The sequence below is a fragment of the Nocardia sp. NPDC058640 genome (genome assembly GCF_042716995.1).
Taxonomy (GTDB): domain Bacteria; phylum Actinomycetota; class Actinomycetes; order Mycobacteriales; family Mycobacteriaceae; genus Nocardia.
Genome location: NZ_JBHXRG010000001.1, coordinates 70,102 through 86,566, shown reverse-complemented (window position 1 = coordinate 86,566; position 16,465 = coordinate 70,102). Strand labels below are relative to the sequence as shown.

Here is a 16,465-nt window from a genome sequence, read left to right as displayed (position 1 = left end):
TGATCGGCACAACTGCTAGCCTGGTCTCGAATTGAGACTAGGTCTCGGCCGAGCATGGGAGCCGCGCGATGACGCAGAACGACCACGACACCAGCGATTTCGCGACCCTCCAGCGACTGGCCGACCAGCGCTGGACCTGCCGCCAGTTCACCCCCGAACAGGTCGACCGCGCGACCGTCGAACAGCTGCTGACCCTGGCCCAACGCACCCCCTCCTGGTGCAATACCCAGCCCTGGCAGGTCGTGGTCACCTCGGGCGAGGGCACCGACCGGTTCCGCAAGGAACTGCTGGCCCACATCCAAACCACCGGCAGCACACCGGATTTCGAATTCCCGACTGCCTACGAAGGTGTCTACCGGGATCGCCGCCGCGCGTGCGGTTTCCAGCTCTACGACAGCGTCGGCATCGTCAAAGGCGACCACGAGAAGACCATGCGCCAAATGGTGCGCAACTTCGAACTGTTCGACGCCCCCCACGTGGCCATCGTGACCTCCGAAGCCGACCTGGGCATCTACGGCGCCATCGACTGCGGCCTCTGGCTCGAAAACTTCCTCCTGGGCGCCCAAGCCCTAGGCCTGGGCGCCGCCCCCCAAGCCGCCCTGGCCTCCTACGCCCCCTTCCTCCGCGACTACTTCGACATCCCCGACACCCGCAAGGTCGTGTTCGGCATCTCCTTCGGCCACCCCGACCTCACCCACCCCATCAACACCTTCCGCACCGCCCGCGCCCCCCTGAACGACCAAGTCACCTGGCACACCACCTAGCGTTTCAAGATCACCACGCTCTCACCGTGGTGATTACCGCTGATCGCCACGCTGACAGCGTGGTGATCAATCGTCCAGCTCGCGTCGGGGGGTGATTCCGGGGCCCGCTTGGGGGTCGATGTCGCGGGCGGTGACTTCGGCGGCGCAGTGGTCGCAGGTGAGGTGGGCGTGTGCCTCACCCTCGCATCCTCGATGCCGGTATTCGACCGGTGGTCCGTCGGGGGCCATGTAGGTGTCGCCCCAGTCGCGGATCGCCATCAGGATCGGGTAGATGGCGTGGCCTTTGTCGGTGAGGCGGTATTCCTCGTAGGCACCGTCGGCAGCGGGGCGCTTGACCAGGATTTCGTGGTCGATCAGGCGGTCGAGGCGGTCGCGCAGGCGGCTGCGTGAAATTCCCATGGCGCTTTGGAACGCGTTGAAACGGCGCACGCCGGCGAAGCTGTATTTCAGGATGAGCAGAGTCCAGCGGTCGCCGAAGATCACCAGCGGCCGCGTGATCGAGCACGGGACGTCGGCGAGTTCCTCATAGCGCACCCTGCCATTATGCGCGTGGTTCGGTGATAGCGACCGCGCACCGTCCCGGATGCTGGTATCGCGCGTTGTCATAGCGTGAACCGTTCGGGCCCAACGTGTTTGAATTCCCTTGCGCACCGGCCCGACTGGGGTCGGTGGGTATTTTCAGTGATCAAGGGAGCTCGACCGTTGTCTGTATTTCTATCCCGCGTCCGCAAGTCCGCAGTGGTGTTCGCGTTGCTGGGGGCTGTGCTGGTGATCGGCGCGGTGATCGTGCGGTTCGTCGTCGTACCGTCGTCGATGAAACTGCCCGATGACCTGAACCAGGTCCAGAAGTTCGAAGGCACCACCCAGGCGCTCAACGCGCAGGCGCTGATGACCGGCGATCTGGCCAACCTGCTCACCCCGCAGCTGCCGATCACCGCCGATGCGTCGCTGGTGGTGGACGCGGTCGACGGTGACACCGCGATCGTCACCCGATCCGCCGCGATCAAGATGCCCGACGCGTCGGTGCAGAACAACGTGCACACCTACGCCGTGAGCCGGGTGGACTACTCGCCCGTGCCGCTGGACGACGCGCAGCGCACCGCCCTGGTGCCCGCCGACAAGCTGTCGGGCTTCGAAGCGCATTCCGGTCTGGTGTTCAGCTGGCCGATGAACCCGGCCAAGGACGGCACCACCCTGTACGACCCGGTCACCCGCGTGGCCCAGCCCGTCACCTTCGCCGACGAGGGCGAACTGAACGGCCGCCCCGTGTTCAACTACCGCGTCGACGCGTCGGGTCCGATCGCCGACCAGGCCATCATGGCCCAGTTCACCGCCTTCCCCAAGCAGCTGCCCAAGACTCTGATCGCCGGCCTGCTCCAGGCGGGCGTGGTCCCCGAACAGTCCCGCGCGCCCCTGGCCGCCGCCCTGCCCACCATGCCGGACATGCTCGACCTCGGCTTCGCCGGCACCAACCAGGTCCGCACCGCCGTCGACACCGAATTCGGCGCCCCCCTGCGCTTCGACCAAACCCAGGGCATCTACGCCACCGTCAAGGCAAGCGGCCAAGACATCCCCACCGTGCCCCTGTCCATCACCGCCCTCCACACCACCGATGCCGAAGTAGCCACCACCGCAAAATCCATGTCCGACAACGCAACCCTGCTGTCGATCATGAACCTGTGGCTGCCCCTCGGCCTGCTCATCACCGGCCTGGGCCTCATCGGCTACGCGGCAACGCGCCCTCGCCCCGAAGCCTGACCCACCACCAATCGGTCGCCGCCAGCCACCCGCTGACGGCGACCGTGTGGTTGACGACTGCGTTTATGCCGCACCGGCATTCGCCCGGGCAGACATCGCAACCCGATTCTCGCGACGCCTCAGTTTGTAAGCCACCATCTCCCGCAGCGGCGCGTCCGGCACCTTCCGCCAACACCCCGTCTGCCACTTCGACCGTGTCGACAACATCCCGACCTCGCACTTCTCGGCAGCCGCAAGATCGACAGGCCCCGTCGCTTCGACGAGGACACTGTCACGACGCCGGTCGACCCGATTTCGGATCCGCTTGTTGCGTGCGATGTTCTTGCGCGAACTCTTGTCGTTCTCCCCGTAGCAGTTACGCCGATCCTTGGCATAACTGAACGCCTTCTTCTCCTGCGGACTCAACCGATGCGCCATCCCGGCCCCCTCTGATCAGACGGCACACTACCGCACCGCGGAGGGAAAGATCGCCTCAATTTTCGTCCACAGAAACGACTTCGGGCCCCAGGAAATCCTGGGGCCCGAATGTCGCTGTGTCACTTCACATCACAGTGGGATGTTCTTGTGGTGGCTCTTGCGGGCCGGGGCCGCGGCCAGGGCGGCGGCGATGGTGCTGCGGGTTTTGGCGGGGTCGATGACCTCGTCTACTACGCCGATGGCTACCGCGCGTTCGACGCCGCCCGCGAGGGCTTCGTGTTCGGCGGTGAGGCGTTCGTGGAGGGCTTCGCGTTCCGCTTCGGGCGCGGCTGCCAGTGCCTTTTTGTGGAGGATGCCCACTGCGGCCTTGGCGCCCATGACCGCTACTTCGGAGCCGGGCCACGCGTAGACGGCGGTGGCGCCCAGGGAGCGGGCGTTCATCGCGATGTAGGCGCCGCCGTAGATCTTGCGGGTGACCAGGGTGACGCGGGGGACGCGGGCTTCGGCGAAGGCGTGCAGCAACTTCGCGCCGCGGCGGACCACGCCTTCCAGTTCCTGGCCGACGCCGGGCAGGTAGCCGGGCACGTCGGTGACCACGATCAGCGGGATGCCGAACGCGTCGCACAGGCGCACGAAACGTGAAGCCTTCTCGGCACTTTCGGAGTTGAGGCAACCGCCGAGGCGCAGCGGGTTGTTGGCCAGCACGCCGACGGTGCGACCGCCCAGACGGCCGAGGCCGGTGACCATGCTGCGGGCGTAACCACCCTGCAGTTCCTCGAAGGAGGACTCACCGTCGACGTTGTCGAGCAGCTCGTGCACGATCGGCTTCACGTCGTAGGCGCGCTTGGCCGATTCGGGCAGCATCGCCTTGAGGTCGACGTCGCCGTGCTGTGCGGCCAACAGGTCGAACTCGCCCTGCTCGGCGAACATCGACACCAGGCGACGGGCGCGGTGCATGGCATCGGCTTCGTCATCGGCGGCGATGTGGCACACGCCGGACTTCTTGAAGTGTGTGGTGGGACCACCGAGGGTCTCCATGTCGACGTTCTCGCCGGTCACCGAGCGCACGACATCGGGTCCGGTGACGAAAACGCGGCCTTCGGGCGCCATGATGACCACATCGGTCAGCGCGGGACCGTAGGCGGCGCCACCGGCGGCGAAGCCGAGCACCACCGAGATCTGGGGAACAAGGCCGGACGCGCGAACCATGGCCTCGAAGACCAGGCCTACCGCGTGCAGCGCCTCGACACCCTCGGCCAGGCGTGCGCCACCGGAGTGCCACAGGCCGACCACGGGAATGCCGGATTCGATGGCGGTGTCGATCGCGTCGACCATGTGCTTGCAGCCGTCCACGCCCATCGCGCCGCCCATGATGGTGGCGTCGGAGCAGTAGGCCACGGTGCGAACCCCGTCGACCTCGCCGATCGCGGCGAGCACGCCGGAGCGGTCACGCGGATGCAGCGGCAGGACGGTGCCGGGGTCGAAAAAGCGTTGGAGCCGACCCAGTGGGTCGCGCGGATCGGTAGTGGTGTCTTGAAACGCGGGAGCAATGATGGTCATCGCGCTCACTCCTTCAAAAAATGTGCCGCGGTGGCGGCTGCTGTGGCGAACCGCCGGTGGGGGTCGAACCATTCAGTTGGCACGACCCCCAACCGGGGATCGGAATGCAGTCGATGCGGCTGTTACGCCCGACCGAAGGCGAGCGCGACGTTGTGCCCACCGAAACCGAAGGAATTGTTGATCGCGTACTCGATTTCCTGGCGACGGGCTTCCCCGTGCACCACATCGAGATCGATCGCCGGATCCTGGTTGTCCAGGTTCAGTGTCGGCGGAACGATGCCGTCCCGGATCGCCAGCACCGTGAGGATCGACTCGAGGGCGCCGACGGCACCGATCGAGTGACCCAGTGCCGACTTCGGCGCGTACACCGAAGCGTGCTTGCCGATCGCCTTGTGGATCGCGTTGCACTCGGCGGAATCACCGATGGGCGTCGCGGTCGCGTGGGCGTTGATGTGGGTGATGTCGCTCTTGGTCAGACCAGCGGTCTGCATCGCGCGGGTCATCGCCCTGGCCGCACCGGTGCCCTCGGGATCGGGAGCGACCAGGTGGAAACCGTCGGAGGTGATACCGGCACCCAGCAGTCGAGCGTGGATGGTGGCACCACGGGCCTTGGCGTGCTCTTCGGTCTCGATGACCATGAGCGCACCGGCCTCGCCGAAGACGAACCCGTCGCGATCCTTGTCGAAGGGACGCGAGGCGCCCTTCGGATCGTCGTTGCGGGTACTCATCGCGCGCATCATGGAGAACGCCGCGATCGGCACCGAGTCGATGAAGCCCTCGACACCACCGGTGACGACGATGTCGGCGTCACCCATCACGATCATCCGCCACGCGTTGGCGATAGCTTCCGAACCCGACGAGCACGCCGAGACCGGAGTGACCACTCCCGCCCTGGCCTTCAGCTCGAGACCGACGACCGCCGACGGACCGTTCGGCATGACCATCTGAACAGCCAGCGGCGAGATCTTGCGATAGCCGCCGTTCTTCAGCTTGTCGACCGAGTCGATCAGGGCGTCGCCGCCGCCGAGTCCGGTGCCGATCGCGACGCCGAGACGGTCGTTGTCGACCTCAGGGCTGCCCGCGTTCTTCCACACCTCACGACCGAGAACGGTCGCCAGGCGCTCGACATACGCCATGCGGCGAATCTCGACCCGGCTCAACAGGGTGTCGGGGCTGACCTTCAGGTGACCGCCGATTCGCACCGGCAGGTCGTATTCCTCGATGAAGGAATCCTCGAGAACGTCGATTCCGCTCTCACCGTTGAGGAGTCCCTTCCACGTCGCATCGACGTCACCCGCGATGGACGTGGTCGCCGCCATGGAGGTGACGACAACGTTGGGGAAGTTCCCGTTCAAAGTACTGGGAGCAGGAGTGGTCAAAGTTCGGCCCTACTCGCCGTCGAACTTGGCCTTGAGCTCCGCGGCGGCGTCGGAGTTCTCCGCCTCGAGCTTCTGGATGTAGGAGACAGCGTCGCCCACGGTCTTCAGGCTGGCGAGATCCTCGTCGGGGATCTTCACGCCGTACTTGTCCTCGGTCTGCACAGCGATCTCGACCATGGACAGCGAGTCGATGTCCAGGTCGTCGACGAAGGACTTCTCGATGGTCACCTCGGACGGTTCGATACCCGTCACTTCTTCGATGATCCTGCCGAGTTCTTCGACGATCTGTTCCTGGGTCAGAGCGGCCACTTTGGTGGTCCCTTCTTGTTGCTATTTGTGGGGTCGTGAACGGCTGCACGTCGCTGTGCGTAGCCGCCGGGGGAAAGCTAGCCCGCAGTGGTCAGCGCGACCAACGCGGGGAGGTCTTCGGGGGTCTTCAGGGCCAGATTGGGCGTGCCCTTCAGTTCCCGCTTGGCGATGCCGACCAGCGTGCCCGCGGGCGGCAGTTCGACCACGGCCGAGACGGCCGCGGCGCGAATGGTCTCGTTGCACAGGTCCCAGCGCACGGGGCGCGTGACCTGGGCGGCAAGTTTGTCGATCGCGTCGGCGCCCGAGGTGACCGGCTTGCCGTCGAAGTTCGACAGCAGTGTGCGGATCGGGTCGCTGGGCGAGATCGCCGCGATGGCTTCCGCGACGGCTTCCTGTGCCGAGGCCATGTACGCGGTGTGGAACGCGCCGGCCACCGGCAGTGCGCGAACGCGGGCCTTCTCCGGCGGGTTCGCCGCCAGTTCGGCCAGTGCGTCCAGGCTGCCCGCCGCCACGATCTGGCCGACCGCGTTGCGGTTGGCCGGAATCAGGTCGAGTTCGGCCAGGCGTGCGAGCACGGTGGCCTCGTCGCCGCCGAGCACCGCGGACATACCGGTCGGCTCCAGCGCACAGGCCTTGGCCATCTCCCGGCCGCGAATGGCGGCCAGTGAGACGGCCTCGTCGGCGGTGATGACACCGGCGACAGCGGCTGCGGCGAATTCACCGACCGAGTGTCCGGCCACGACTGTATCGGCCGGGATCGACGCGGGGGCGATTTCGGCAAACGCGAGCAGCGCGGCCGCCACCACCAGCGGCTGGGTCACCGCGGTGTCGACGATCTCCTCGGCCGTCGCGGTGGTACCGAGACGGACCAGGTCCAGGCCTGCGGCCTTGGACCACAGCTCGAGGCGGTCAGTCGCACCGGGAAGCGCGAGCCACGGCGTGAGCATGGCGGGAGTCTGGGACCCCTGTCCAGGGGTAAGCAACGCGATCACCCCCTAAGACAACACTGTGACCCCCGCCGCATGAGATGTCGGCGCGAATGAAGCTTGGGGATGGCTTTTGTAGGGGTCCCACAAAATCCGAGGTGGGGTGTCGGGATCGACCGATTCGCCGATCTCGTTACAGGGGTTCGTGGGCCACCGGGATGGACGGGGTTTCTGTGACGGGAGGTGACGATTCGTTATGCGTTCGTGTCAAACGACCTACTGTCGCCGCAATACGGAGCACATACGCGTCGCGCGGATTCATCGGATCGCGACCGGTCACCTCACCGATTCGTTTGAGTCGGTACCGAACGGTATTTGGATGGACGTACAGCTGCCGAGCGCAAGTCTCTACTGCTCCACCACAATCCAGGTACGCGTCGAGTGTGTCGGATAACGAAGATCCGGCAGCGGCCAACGGCACCACAAGATACTCGTTCAACGCCTCTATCGCAGCTCTATCGCCCAGCAACGCGCGTTCTGGTAACAACTCCGTGGCGTGAACGGGCCTTGGCGCGCCACGCCAGCCCACCACGGCCTCCATGCCGGCCAACGCCTCGATCGCCGACGCGTGCGCGGCGCCCAGTGTGCGCATGGTCGGCCCGATCACCACCGGACCGTCGGAGAACACCTCGGCCAGCAGGTCGGTGAGAAACGGCGACCCGATGCCCGAGTCCCCCAGATTCCCGCTGACCACCATCACCAGCCGCGCACCCTGCACCACCGCCAGCGCCGCGCGACCGTGTTTGGTCGCGATGGTGTGCACCGCGCCGACCGTGGACACGCTCTGGTCCACCGGCGGTGTGCCCACCAGCACGGTGGCGGGCGCGGTGGCGTCCCAGTTCAACGTGGCCGCGCGCGACAGCATGTCCGGACCCGTGTCGCCCCGGACCACCGCGTCGACCACCAGGGCCTCCAGGCGGGTATCCCACGCACCACGCGACTCCGCGGCGCTGGCGTACACCGAGGCGGCCGCGAACCCGAGCTCACGCCCGTATCGCAGCACCGCCTCGGTGAGCGCCACCAGCTGACGATCGTTGCGCGCCAGCGCGGGCAGCCACTGTTCGAAGAAGTCCATGGCCACCCGCACCATGTCCACGGTCTGGCGCAGCGTCAGCCGCCGCGCCAGATCCTGCGGAATCACCTGGAACGCGTCCAGGCTGAAGCGGATATCGGAGTCGGGATCTTGCAACCACTCCAGGAAGTTCACGACCGCGGTCTGCACCAGCATCTGCACGCCGGCACGTTGCGCGGCGTCCAGGTCGGCGAAGAACGGCAGTCGATCCTGCATCGACCCCACCGCCTCGGTGGACAGTCGGCCCGAGAACTGTTTGACCCGCCGTAACAGCGTGTCGGGCAGCGGATCACGGGTCTGCCGGTTCGGGGACAGTGCCCCCGTCGGCAGATAGACCTCGTGCTCGCTGGTGCCCTCGGTGATCCGACGGGGCCGCGGCGGTTTGCGCTCCACAGTCCAATAGTCCGCTACGCCAGTTCCTCTGCCGCGTCCGCACTGGGCTTCGGCGCGGCGGCGACACTGTCGATGCCGTATTTGCGCGCCGCTTCCACCGCCTTGGACCTGTCGAACGTGCCGTCGCGCGCCAGGCCTTCCAGCACCGCGACCACCACCGACTGCGGGTCGATGTTGAACACCCGACGCGCGGCGGTGCGGGTGTCGGAGAATCCGAACCCGTCGGTCCCGAGGGTGATGTAGTCGCCGGGCACCCACTGCCGGATCTGATCGGGCACCGCGCGCATCCAGTCCGTGGAGGCGATCACCGGGCCACGCGCGGCCGACAGCGCCTGGGTGATGTACGGAACGCCGGGGTCGGTGTCGGGGTGCTTCAAAGCCGCGATCTCCTTGTTCACCGCGTCCCTGCGCAGCTCGCCGAACGAGGTCACCGACCACACGTCCGCGGCCACGCCCCATTCGTCGGCCAGCATCTGCTGCGCGCGTATCCCGTCGGGCACGGTCACCCCGGACACCAGGATCTGGGCGCGAATATCGCCCTCACCACCGCGCTGGTACAGGTAGATGCCCTTCAACAGCCCTTCGACATCGAGGTCGTCGGGCTCGGCCGGTTGCTGGTAGGGCTCGTTGTACAGGGTGATGTAGTAGAAGACGTTCTCCCCGCCGAACGTGCCCACCGGCGCGACCTCGGTGCCCGGCAACTCACTGGGCGTCTGCGCGCCGCCGCCGTACATCCGCCGCAGACCGTCGCGGATGATGTGCGCGATCTCGAACGAGAAGGCCGGATCGTAGGTCACCACAGCGGGATTGGTCGAGGCCAGCAGCAGCGACTGCCCGTCGTTGTGTTGCAGGCCCTCACCGGTCAGCGTCGTGCGACCCGCGGTGGCGCCCAGCACGAACCCGCGCGCCAGCTGGTCCGCGGCGGCCCAGAAGCTGTCGCCGGTGCGCTGGAACCCGAACATCGAATAGAAGATGTACAGCGGGATCATCGGCTCGCCGTGGGTGGAGTACGCGGTGCCCGCGGCGGTGAAGCACGCGGTGGAACCGGCCTCGTTGATGCCCTCGTGCATGATCTGGCCGACGGCGCTCTCCTTGTAGGCGAGCATGAGGTCCGCGTCGACCGAGGTGTAGAGCTGGCCGTTGCGGTTGTAGATCTTCAGCGTCGGGAACCACGAGTCCATGCCGAACGTGCGGGCTTCGTCGGGAATGATCGGCACGATCCGCTTGCCGATCTCCTTGTCGCGCAACAGTTCCTTGACCAGGCGAACCAACGCCATGGTGGTGGCGACCTGCTGCTTGCCCGAACCCTTGCGCACCGAGCGGTACACCTCGTCGCCGGGCAGCTTCAACGGCTTGGCGTCGTTGCGCCGCTGCGGCACGAAACCGCCCAGCGACTTGCGGCGGGCCAACATGTATTCGATGGCCGGATCGTCCATGCCGGGGTGGTAGTACGGCGGCAGGTACGGGTCCTTCTCGAGCTGCGCATCGCTGATCGGAATGCGTTGCAGGTCGCGGAAGTCCTTGAGGTCCTGCAGTGCCAGCTTCTTCATCTGGTGCGTGGCGTTGCGGCCCTCGAAGTGCTTGCCCAGGGTGTAGCCCTTGATCGTCTTGGCCAGGATCACCGTGGGCTGACCCTTGTGCGCCATCGCCGCGGAATAGGCCGCGTAGACCTTGCGGTAGTCGTGGCCGCCGCGCTTGAGATTCCAGATCTCACTGTCGGACATGTTCTGCACCAACGCTTTTGTGCGCGGGTCGCGGCCGAAGAAATGGTCGCGCACGTACGCGCCGTCGTTGGCCTTGTAGGTCTGGTAGTCACCGTCGGGGGTGGAGTTCATCAGATTCACCAGTGCGCCGTCGCGATCCGCGCCCAGCAGCGCGTCCCACTCGCGACCCCACACGACCTTGATGACATTCCAGCCCGCGCCGCGGAAGAACGATTCCAGTTCCTGGATGATCTTGCCGTTACCGCGCACCGGACCGTCCAGGCGCTGCAGGTTGCAGTTGATCACGAAGGTCAGGTTGTCCAGTGCCTCGTTGGCCGCGACCTGGATCAGACCGCGCGACTCCGGCTCGTCCATCTCGCCGTCGCCCAGAAACGCCCAAACATGTTCGTCGGAGCAGTCTTTGATACCACGGTCGGTGAGGTAGTGGTTGAACCTGGCCTGGTAGATCGCGTTCATCGGGCCAAGACCCATCGACACGGTCGGGAATTCCCAGAAGTCGGGCATCAACCGCGGGTGCGGGTACGACGGCAAGCCCTTGCCAAGACCGCCGTGGCTGTATTCCTGACGGAAACCGTCGAGCCGGTCGGCACTGAGCCGACCCTCGAGGAAACCGCGCGCGTAGATGCCGGGCGAGGCGTGGCCCTGAATGTAGACGTGGTCGCCGCCGCCGGGATGATCCTTGCCGCGGAAGAAGTGGTTGAAACCCACCTCGTACAGCGCCGCGGACGACGCGTAGGTCGAAATATGTCCGCCCACACCGATTCCGGGGCGCTGCGCGCGATGCACCATGATCGCGGCGTTCCACCGGATCCAGGCGCGGAAACGGCGCTCGACTTCCTCGTCACCGGGAAACCACGGTTCGTTCTCGGTGGGAATGGTGTTGACGTAGTCGGTGGAGGTCAGCGCCGGAATCGACACACGCCGCTCACCGGCGCGCTCGAGCAGACGCAACATCAGATACCGGGCGCGGCCCGGACCCTCCCGATCCAGCATCGCGTCGAAGGATTCCAGCCACTCACCGGTCTCTTCGGGGTCGATATCGGGTAGGTACGACGCCACTCCTTCCCGAATGACCCGCACCCGCTCACCGGTGGGCTTGGTGGTGGGTTCACCGCCATCGGTCGACACGGAGTCGTCGGAAGCTGCAGAGTGGATCAGGTCGGTCAAATCTGCTCCTCGTACTAGGGGCTGAACTGCTTGTCGGCGTCGCTGTCCCCGGGCTTGCCCGCTTGGTGTGCGGAACGCCCGCTACGAATGGGTCGGGCGCACCCCCATCCTTACCGAAACCGCTGCCCAGGTCATCATGTCAGCAGGAAATCAATTAAGTTCGGCGATGAAAACGCGAGTCGCTTCGGCTAGTGAGAGGGCAACGATGAGGGTGCTACACGCGCGGCGGCTGGGGTCGGTCTGTGCCGTTGTCGCCGTCACCGTCGGTGCGGTGCTGGCAGGCTGCGCGCAGCAGGTTCCCGGCACGCCGACCACCGACGCCGCCGAAGTGGCCGCCTACAAGACCGCCGCGGCAGCCACATCGTCGGCCGCGGCGTCCTCGCGCGCCGCCGCCGCGCGCGACAAGGCGATCACCGACAACTGCACCCAGTTCCCCACCACCACCGGCGCGGGCGTGACCGCCTTCAACGACTTCGTGTCCGCCCACGACAGCAACGCGCCCGACTACGCCGCCAAACGCGAGTCCGCGGCCACCACCCTGGACAACGCGGCGACCAAGGTCGAGACGGGCGTGGTCGCCGCGGCGGGCGCGCTGCCCACCGAACTGGCCGACAAATTCAGCGCTTACGTCACCGCCGCGCGCGAACTGTCCACCCAAACCAGAAAGATGACCTACAACTCACCGGTGGACAAGCTCAACACCGCCAGTCGTGCCATCAACCAGGCACGGACCGCGGTCCACGACGCCTGTTGAGACAGCCGATTTTGCCCTCCCGACACGCGGCATACGGTACCGATTCACCCGATCAGCTTGCGCTGCGGCCGATAACCATGTTCGCTTGCACCTATCTTACTGTCGGAAGTTTAGGGAGGACACCACCGTGGTCGCCGCGGCGGACGCGCAGAACTACGCTCAGAAGCTTGGCATTTCTCACGGCTTGGTTGTTCAGGAATTGGGCTGGGACGAGGACACCGACGACGCATTGCGCGCCGAGATCGAGGAGGTCACCGGCGCGGAGATGGTCGATGACGACTCCGACGAGGTCGTCGACGCAGTCCTGTTCTGGTGGCGAGAAGGAGACGGCGATCTGGCCGACGAGTTGATGGACGCCATCAGCCCGCTGGCAGACGAAGGCTTCATCTGGGTCCTCACCCCCAAAACCGGTCAACCAGGCCATGTCGATCCGAGCGAGATCGCCGAAGCCGCACCCACGGCCGGCCTGACTCAGACATCCACCATCAGCCTCGGCGGTTGGACGGCCTCGCGGCTGGTTCAGCCGAAGGCACCGTCCAAACAGCGCTGAATCAGCCGTTCGCTAGGGTCTCAGTTGGGCGAGCAGCCCGGCTGAGACCCGACACGACGGAGGATTCGTACCCATGCCGCTAGAGGTTGGCACTCTCGCGCCGGATTTCACGCTCAAGGACCAGAACAACCAGCCCGTCACCCTGTCGGACTATCGCGGCAAGAAGAACGTGCTGCTGGTGTTCTATCCTCTCGCCTTCACCGGCATCTGCCAGGGCGAGCTGTGCAAGGTCCGTGACGAACTGCCCAAGTTCCAAAACGACGACGCCGAGATCATCGCGATCTCCGTCGGCCCTCCACCCACCCACAAGATCTGGGCCGCGGAACAGGGCTACCTGTTCCCCCTGCTGTCAGACTTCTGGCCGCACGGCGCCGTCACCCAGTCCTACGACGTCTTCAACGAGAAATCCGGCTACCCCAACCGCGGAACTTTCGTCGTCGACAAGTCCGGCTACATCACTTTCGCCGAGATGAACGAGCCCGGACAGGCCCGTGACCAGGCGGCTTGGGAGAAAGCGCTCGCCGCGCTAGATTCATAACTCGACACCGCCGGTTCTCCCCGGCGGTGCCAGGGCGTATAGCTCAGCGGTAGAGCACTGGTTTTACACACCAGCGGTCGGGGGTTCGATCCCCTCTGCGCCCACCTATAGATCGGCTGTCAGACGCCCGTCGATCTTGCCAACGGACTGCCGTGAGTCAGTTGCCTTGTCCCGCACATGAATTCCGATGGCCGTTCGCTGTCGAAGGACGTGCGCCTCGGGCAGGATGGGCGGCATGAGACAAGCACGTTCGGCTACCGCACTGTCCGCATTGTGTCTGGCCGGGTTCGTGGTGGGGGGCTGTTCATCGGAGGGGGCCGACTCGACGGCGTCCTCCCCTACCTCCTCGACCACGGCCCCCCGAACCACCACGCCTGCGAAAGCCACGGTCGGTGATCCGCTGGCCGTGACGTGCGGGCAATACACGGACCTGGACAAGGCATCCCAGCTCCAGGTGATCGTGGCTGTGTACGGCAATGATCCCGCGAAGAACGACGACCGGGTATCGATGGTCGACCTCCTGTGCATGTCAGACCTCGTGCGGGACAAGCCGGTCAAGGACGCCATGCCCCAAGGGTGACGACGTGGCCGCCGACCGGAGTTCTCCGGCCACTGGAACGGCGGCTCCGATCATCGACATCGGCCTCGTCATCCGCGACAATCGGGTGTGGCCACCAACAAGCGTTCCGTCGCTGCCTCCGACGTCCGTGAGGTTTGAACTACTTCGGGAAGTGTCCGGTCTGCGACCATCCGGCGCGAGCGTCTCTGATCACCGTGCGGTTCGCTGACGGTGGGCTGGAATCGCAGACGATCGCCGCGTGCGGAGGCTGGTGTGGCTGGAAGGGCCCGGTGACTGCCACACCGATGACTGGTAACACGTTGGTTCTGGCGGAATCTGCGGGGCCGGTGTCCCTACCGCTCGGGGGTGTTCCGATGAGCGGGTCAGCCGTGGCGGATTGAGCAACGATAGAGCCGAGCGAGAACGGGCGGCTGCTACGCCCGTGGCGTGTTTTCCCAGCGCCAGTCGGTCCGGCGTGCGTGGCCGGGTAGTTCGGTGCGTCCGGTGGCCCATAGCAGGGTGGGCCAGGGTTGCTCAGATGTCGGCGCGGTCGGGAACAGTCGGGTGAGGACGCGCGTGCACAGGTCGGCGGGTGGGTTCCAGGGGAGGCTGAGTCCCTGGGTCAGGTCGTGGGTGTGGACCAACGTTTCTACGATGCCCATCGCGGCGAAACCTTCGGCGTCGGAGAGTCCGTAGCCGTGGTAGGCGCGCGCTTGCGGCGGTGTCGTGCGCACCATCGCTACCAGCATCCCGGCGCACGCTGCCAGCCCCTGCAGCAAGCCGTCGGGCCCCGCCTGCCTATCCGCGTGAATCGCGTTCGCAGGGCCCCCTGGCCGCCGACTCTCGTACACGAACGGCACGTGCCGATCCAACGGCATGCCGGGGCTCAGCTGTGCCGCGTAGGAGAACAGGTCGTCGCTGAGATGCTCGACGGTTTCCCAGCAGTCCCACTCGAGCGTGCCCGCCTTCGCATCCCAGCCATCGGGGGACGCCGTGCGCAAGACTTCCACGGCGAGCCGGACGGCCAGGGCGAGATCGTCTGCGGTGACGGAAGTTTGGATGTTCTCCACTGATTGCGACACGACCCGACGGTATCGCGCCGTACTCGGCCGAAGAACTGAATTTCCGGACGATTTCGCAAGACGCTGGGTCGAATCTCGAATCGAGACAGTACCTGGCTCGACCGAGATCTCGACACCGAGTCGTTGCCGTTCGCACCGCAAGTCGCGGGTCATAGTGGTCGGATGGGAAACGAAACCTCCGTCGCGGCGGCGTTCGAACCATTGGTGCGGGCGGCGTTAGGGCCTGAGCCTGCGGTGCGGTTCGAGTTCTGGGACGGGAGCTCGATCGAATCCGGGAATGCGGGCACGATGCGAGTGCGGTCGCGGGACGCGTTGAGTCATATGGTCTGGGCCCCAGGCGAACTCGGGCTCGCGCGCGCGTACGTCGCCGGGAACGTGGACTTGGACGGCGACATCTTCACGATGCTTCGATCGCTGCAGTCGACAGCGTCGGACGACGCGCATCTCGGCCTCGGCGCCACCTGGAAGGCCGTCGACGCGGCCCGCCGACTCGGCGCGCTCTCCCATCGTCCGAAGCCGCCACCCGAAGAGGCCCAACCCCGTCGCGGACCGGTGCACACCAAGCGTCGGGATGCGGCGGCGATCAGCCATCACTACGACGTGGGCAACGACTTCTACCGGCTGGTTCTCGGCCCGAGCATGACCTACTCGTGCGCACGATTCGTCACCGAGGACAGCACCCTCGAAAACGCCCAGGAGGCCAAGCACGATCTGATCTGCCGCAAGCTCGGCCTGGCCGACCGCACCGGGATGCGCCTGCTCGACGTCGGGTGCGGTTGGGGTTCGATGGCCATGCATGCGGCGTCGGTCTACGGCGCGCAGGTAGTCGGCGTGACGATCAGCGGCGAGCAAGCCGACCTCGCGCGCAAGCGAGTCCACGACGCCGGGCTCAGCGCGAATGTCGAGATCCGGCTGTCGGACTACCGCGACCTCCCCGGCGAGCAGTTCGACGCGATCTCCTCGATCGGCATGTTCGAACACGTCGGCACGAAACGCGCAGCGGAGTACTTCGACACCCTGCGCGCCCTGCTGCGCCCCGAGGGCCGCCTGCTCAACCACGCGATCTCCTCCCCCGGCGGATCCACGATGCGTAGCCGCTCGTTCATCGGCCGCTACGTCTTCCCCGACGGTGAGCTCATCGATGTGGGCGAGGTGGCGTTGGCGATGCAGCGCGCCGGGTTCGAAGTGCGTGATGTCGAAGCGTTGCGCGAGCACTACGCGTTGACCCTGCGAGATTGGGTCGCGAATCTGGAAAGTGCTTGGGACCAAGCGGTTTCGCTCGTCGGCGAGGGTCGCGCCCGGATCTGGCGGCTCTACATGGCGGCCTCGGCACTGGGATTCGAGGACGGCGGTCTCGGAATCCACCAGGTCCTCGGCGTGGTGCCGACCGCGCAGGGCAACTCCGGTATGCCGGCGACCCGCCGCGCTTGGGGGTGAGCGGCCGGCACGTAAG

General features: G+C 66.1%; 16 protein-coding genes, 1 tRNA gene and 1 pseudogene. 8 read left to right on the top strand and 10 right to left on the bottom strand.

The features are described from left to right. Positions 1 to 68: 68 nt before the first annotated feature. The gene (locus tag ACFWU5_RS00470; protein ID WP_379246810.1) at positions 69 to 764 is read left to right on the top strand and encodes a nitroreductase; all 696 of its coding nucleotides are present in this window, start codon (positions 69 to 71) and stop codon (positions 762 to 764) included. 66 nt (positions 765 to 830) lie between these two features. Here ACFWU5_RS00470 and ACFWU5_RS00465 read toward each other — a convergent pair whose 3' ends face one another. Next, positions 831 to 1,298 (bottom strand): winged helix-turn-helix transcriptional regulator, encoded by a 468-nt coding sequence (locus ACFWU5_RS00465; protein ID WP_379265646.1) that lies wholly within the window; start codon positions 1,296 to 1,298, stop codon positions 831 to 833. Between the two features lie 168 nt (positions 1,299 to 1,466). Here ACFWU5_RS00465 and ACFWU5_RS00460 point away from each other — a divergent pair, with 168 nt between their 5' ends. After that, positions 1,467 to 2,522 carry a porin PorA family protein gene (locus ACFWU5_RS00460; protein WP_379265645.1) on the top strand — a complete coding sequence of 352 codons (1,056 nt, stop codon included), beginning with the start codon at positions 1,467 to 1,469 and terminating at the stop codon, positions 2,520 to 2,522. 63 nt (positions 2,523 to 2,585) lie between these two features. On the opposite strand, the gene ACFWU5_RS00455 is transcribed toward ACFWU5_RS00460, so the two are convergent. The 7 genes from ACFWU5_RS00455 to aceE all read right to left on the bottom strand — a co-directional run bounded on the left by ACFWU5_RS00455 (position 2,586) and on the right by aceE (position 11,490). After that, positions 2,586 to 2,939 (bottom strand): hypothetical protein, encoded by a 354-nt coding sequence (locus ACFWU5_RS00455; RefSeq protein ID WP_379265644.1) that lies wholly within the window; start codon positions 2,937 to 2,939, stop codon positions 2,586 to 2,588. 129 nt (positions 2,940 to 3,068) lie between these two features. Continuing rightward, the gene (locus ACFWU5_RS00450) at positions 3,069 to 4,499 is read right to left on the bottom strand and encodes an acyl-CoA carboxylase subunit beta (RefSeq protein WP_379246804.1); all 1,431 of its coding nucleotides are present in this window, start codon (positions 4,497 to 4,499) and stop codon (positions 3,069 to 3,071) included. Between the two features lie 122 nt (positions 4,500 to 4,621). Then, positions 4,622 to 5,878: a KasA/KasB family beta-ketoacyl-ACP synthase gene (locus tag ACFWU5_RS00445; RefSeq protein WP_379246802.1), complete on the bottom strand. Its 1,257-nt coding sequence runs from the start codon at positions 5,876 to 5,878 to the stop codon at positions 4,622 to 4,624. Between the two features lie 9 nt (positions 5,879 to 5,887). Next, positions 5,888 to 6,187, bottom strand: a complete 300-nt coding sequence (gene acpM, locus ACFWU5_RS00440) for a meromycolate extension acyl carrier protein AcpM (protein ID WP_379246800.1) — start codon at positions 6,185 to 6,187, stop codon at positions 5,888 to 5,890. 77 nt (positions 6,188 to 6,264) lie between these two features. After that, positions 6,265 to 7,179, bottom strand: a complete 915-nt coding sequence (locus tag ACFWU5_RS00435) for an ACP S-malonyltransferase (protein ID WP_379265643.1) — start codon at positions 7,177 to 7,179, stop codon at positions 6,265 to 6,267. A gap of 127 nt (positions 7,180 to 7,306) precedes the next feature. Further along, complete coding sequence (locus tag ACFWU5_RS00430) at positions 7,307 to 8,608, bottom strand: PucR family transcriptional regulator (RefSeq protein ID WP_379246923.1); 1,302 nt, start codon at positions 8,606 to 8,608, stop codon at positions 7,307 to 7,309. Positions 8,609 to 8,652: 44 nt separating this feature from the next. Then, the gene (gene aceE, locus ACFWU5_RS00425; RefSeq protein ID WP_379246921.1) at positions 8,653 to 11,490 is read right to left on the bottom strand and encodes a pyruvate dehydrogenase (acetyl-transferring), homodimeric type; all 2,838 of its coding nucleotides are present in this window, start codon (positions 11,488 to 11,490) and stop codon (positions 8,653 to 8,655) included. Between the two features lie 244 nt (positions 11,491 to 11,734). Here aceE and ACFWU5_RS00420 point away from each other — a divergent pair, with 244 nt between their 5' ends. From ACFWU5_RS00420 to ACFWU5_RS00405, 4 genes are all read left to right on the top strand, one after another. Beyond that, positions 11,735 to 12,283 (top strand): hypothetical protein, encoded by a 549-nt coding sequence (locus ACFWU5_RS00420; RefSeq protein WP_379265642.1) that lies wholly within the window; start codon positions 11,735 to 11,737, stop codon positions 12,281 to 12,283. Positions 12,284 to 12,410: 127 nt separating this feature from the next. After that, entirely contained in the window at positions 12,411 to 12,833 is a 423-nt protein-coding gene (locus ACFWU5_RS00415; RefSeq protein WP_379239034.1) for a DUF3052 domain-containing protein, read from the top strand. Between the two features lie 73 nt (positions 12,834 to 12,906). Continuing rightward, positions 12,907 to 13,371 carry a peroxiredoxin gene (locus ACFWU5_RS00410; RefSeq protein WP_266299002.1) on the top strand — a complete coding sequence of 155 codons (465 nt, stop codon included), beginning with the start codon at positions 12,907 to 12,909 and terminating at the stop codon, positions 13,369 to 13,371. 32 nt (positions 13,372 to 13,403) lie between these two features. Continuing rightward, positions 13,404 to 13,475: transfer RNA gene (locus tag ACFWU5_RS00405), tRNA-Val, on the top strand. Positions 13,476 to 13,528: 53 nt separating this feature from the next. On the opposite strand, the pseudogene ACFWU5_RS00400 reads toward ACFWU5_RS00405, so the two are convergent. Beyond that, a pseudogene (locus ACFWU5_RS00400) lies at positions 13,529 to 13,618 on the bottom strand (hypothetical protein); the annotation flags it as partial. On the opposite strand from ACFWU5_RS00400, the gene ACFWU5_RS00395 reads away from it, so the two are divergent. Next, positions 13,607 to 13,951: a hypothetical protein gene (locus ACFWU5_RS00395; protein WP_379265641.1), complete on the top strand. Its 345-nt coding sequence runs from the start codon at positions 13,607 to 13,609 to the stop codon at positions 13,949 to 13,951. The pseudogene ACFWU5_RS00400 and the gene ACFWU5_RS00395 overlap by 12 nt on opposite strands. A gap of 413 nt (positions 13,952 to 14,364) precedes the next feature. Here the strand turns inward: ACFWU5_RS00395 and ACFWU5_RS00390 are convergent, their stop codons facing one another. Beyond that, positions 14,365 to 15,012 (bottom strand): maleylpyruvate isomerase N-terminal domain-containing protein, encoded by a 648-nt coding sequence (locus ACFWU5_RS00390; RefSeq protein ID WP_379265640.1) that lies wholly within the window; start codon positions 15,010 to 15,012, stop codon positions 14,365 to 14,367. Positions 15,013 to 15,174: 162 nt separating this feature from the next. On the opposite strand from ACFWU5_RS00390, the gene ACFWU5_RS00385 reads away from it, so the two are divergent. After that, positions 15,175 to 16,449: a class I SAM-dependent methyltransferase gene (locus tag ACFWU5_RS00385; RefSeq protein WP_379265639.1), complete on the top strand. Its 1,275-nt coding sequence runs from the start codon at positions 15,175 to 15,177 to the stop codon at positions 16,447 to 16,449. Positions 16,450 to 16,465: the final 16 nt, after the last annotated feature.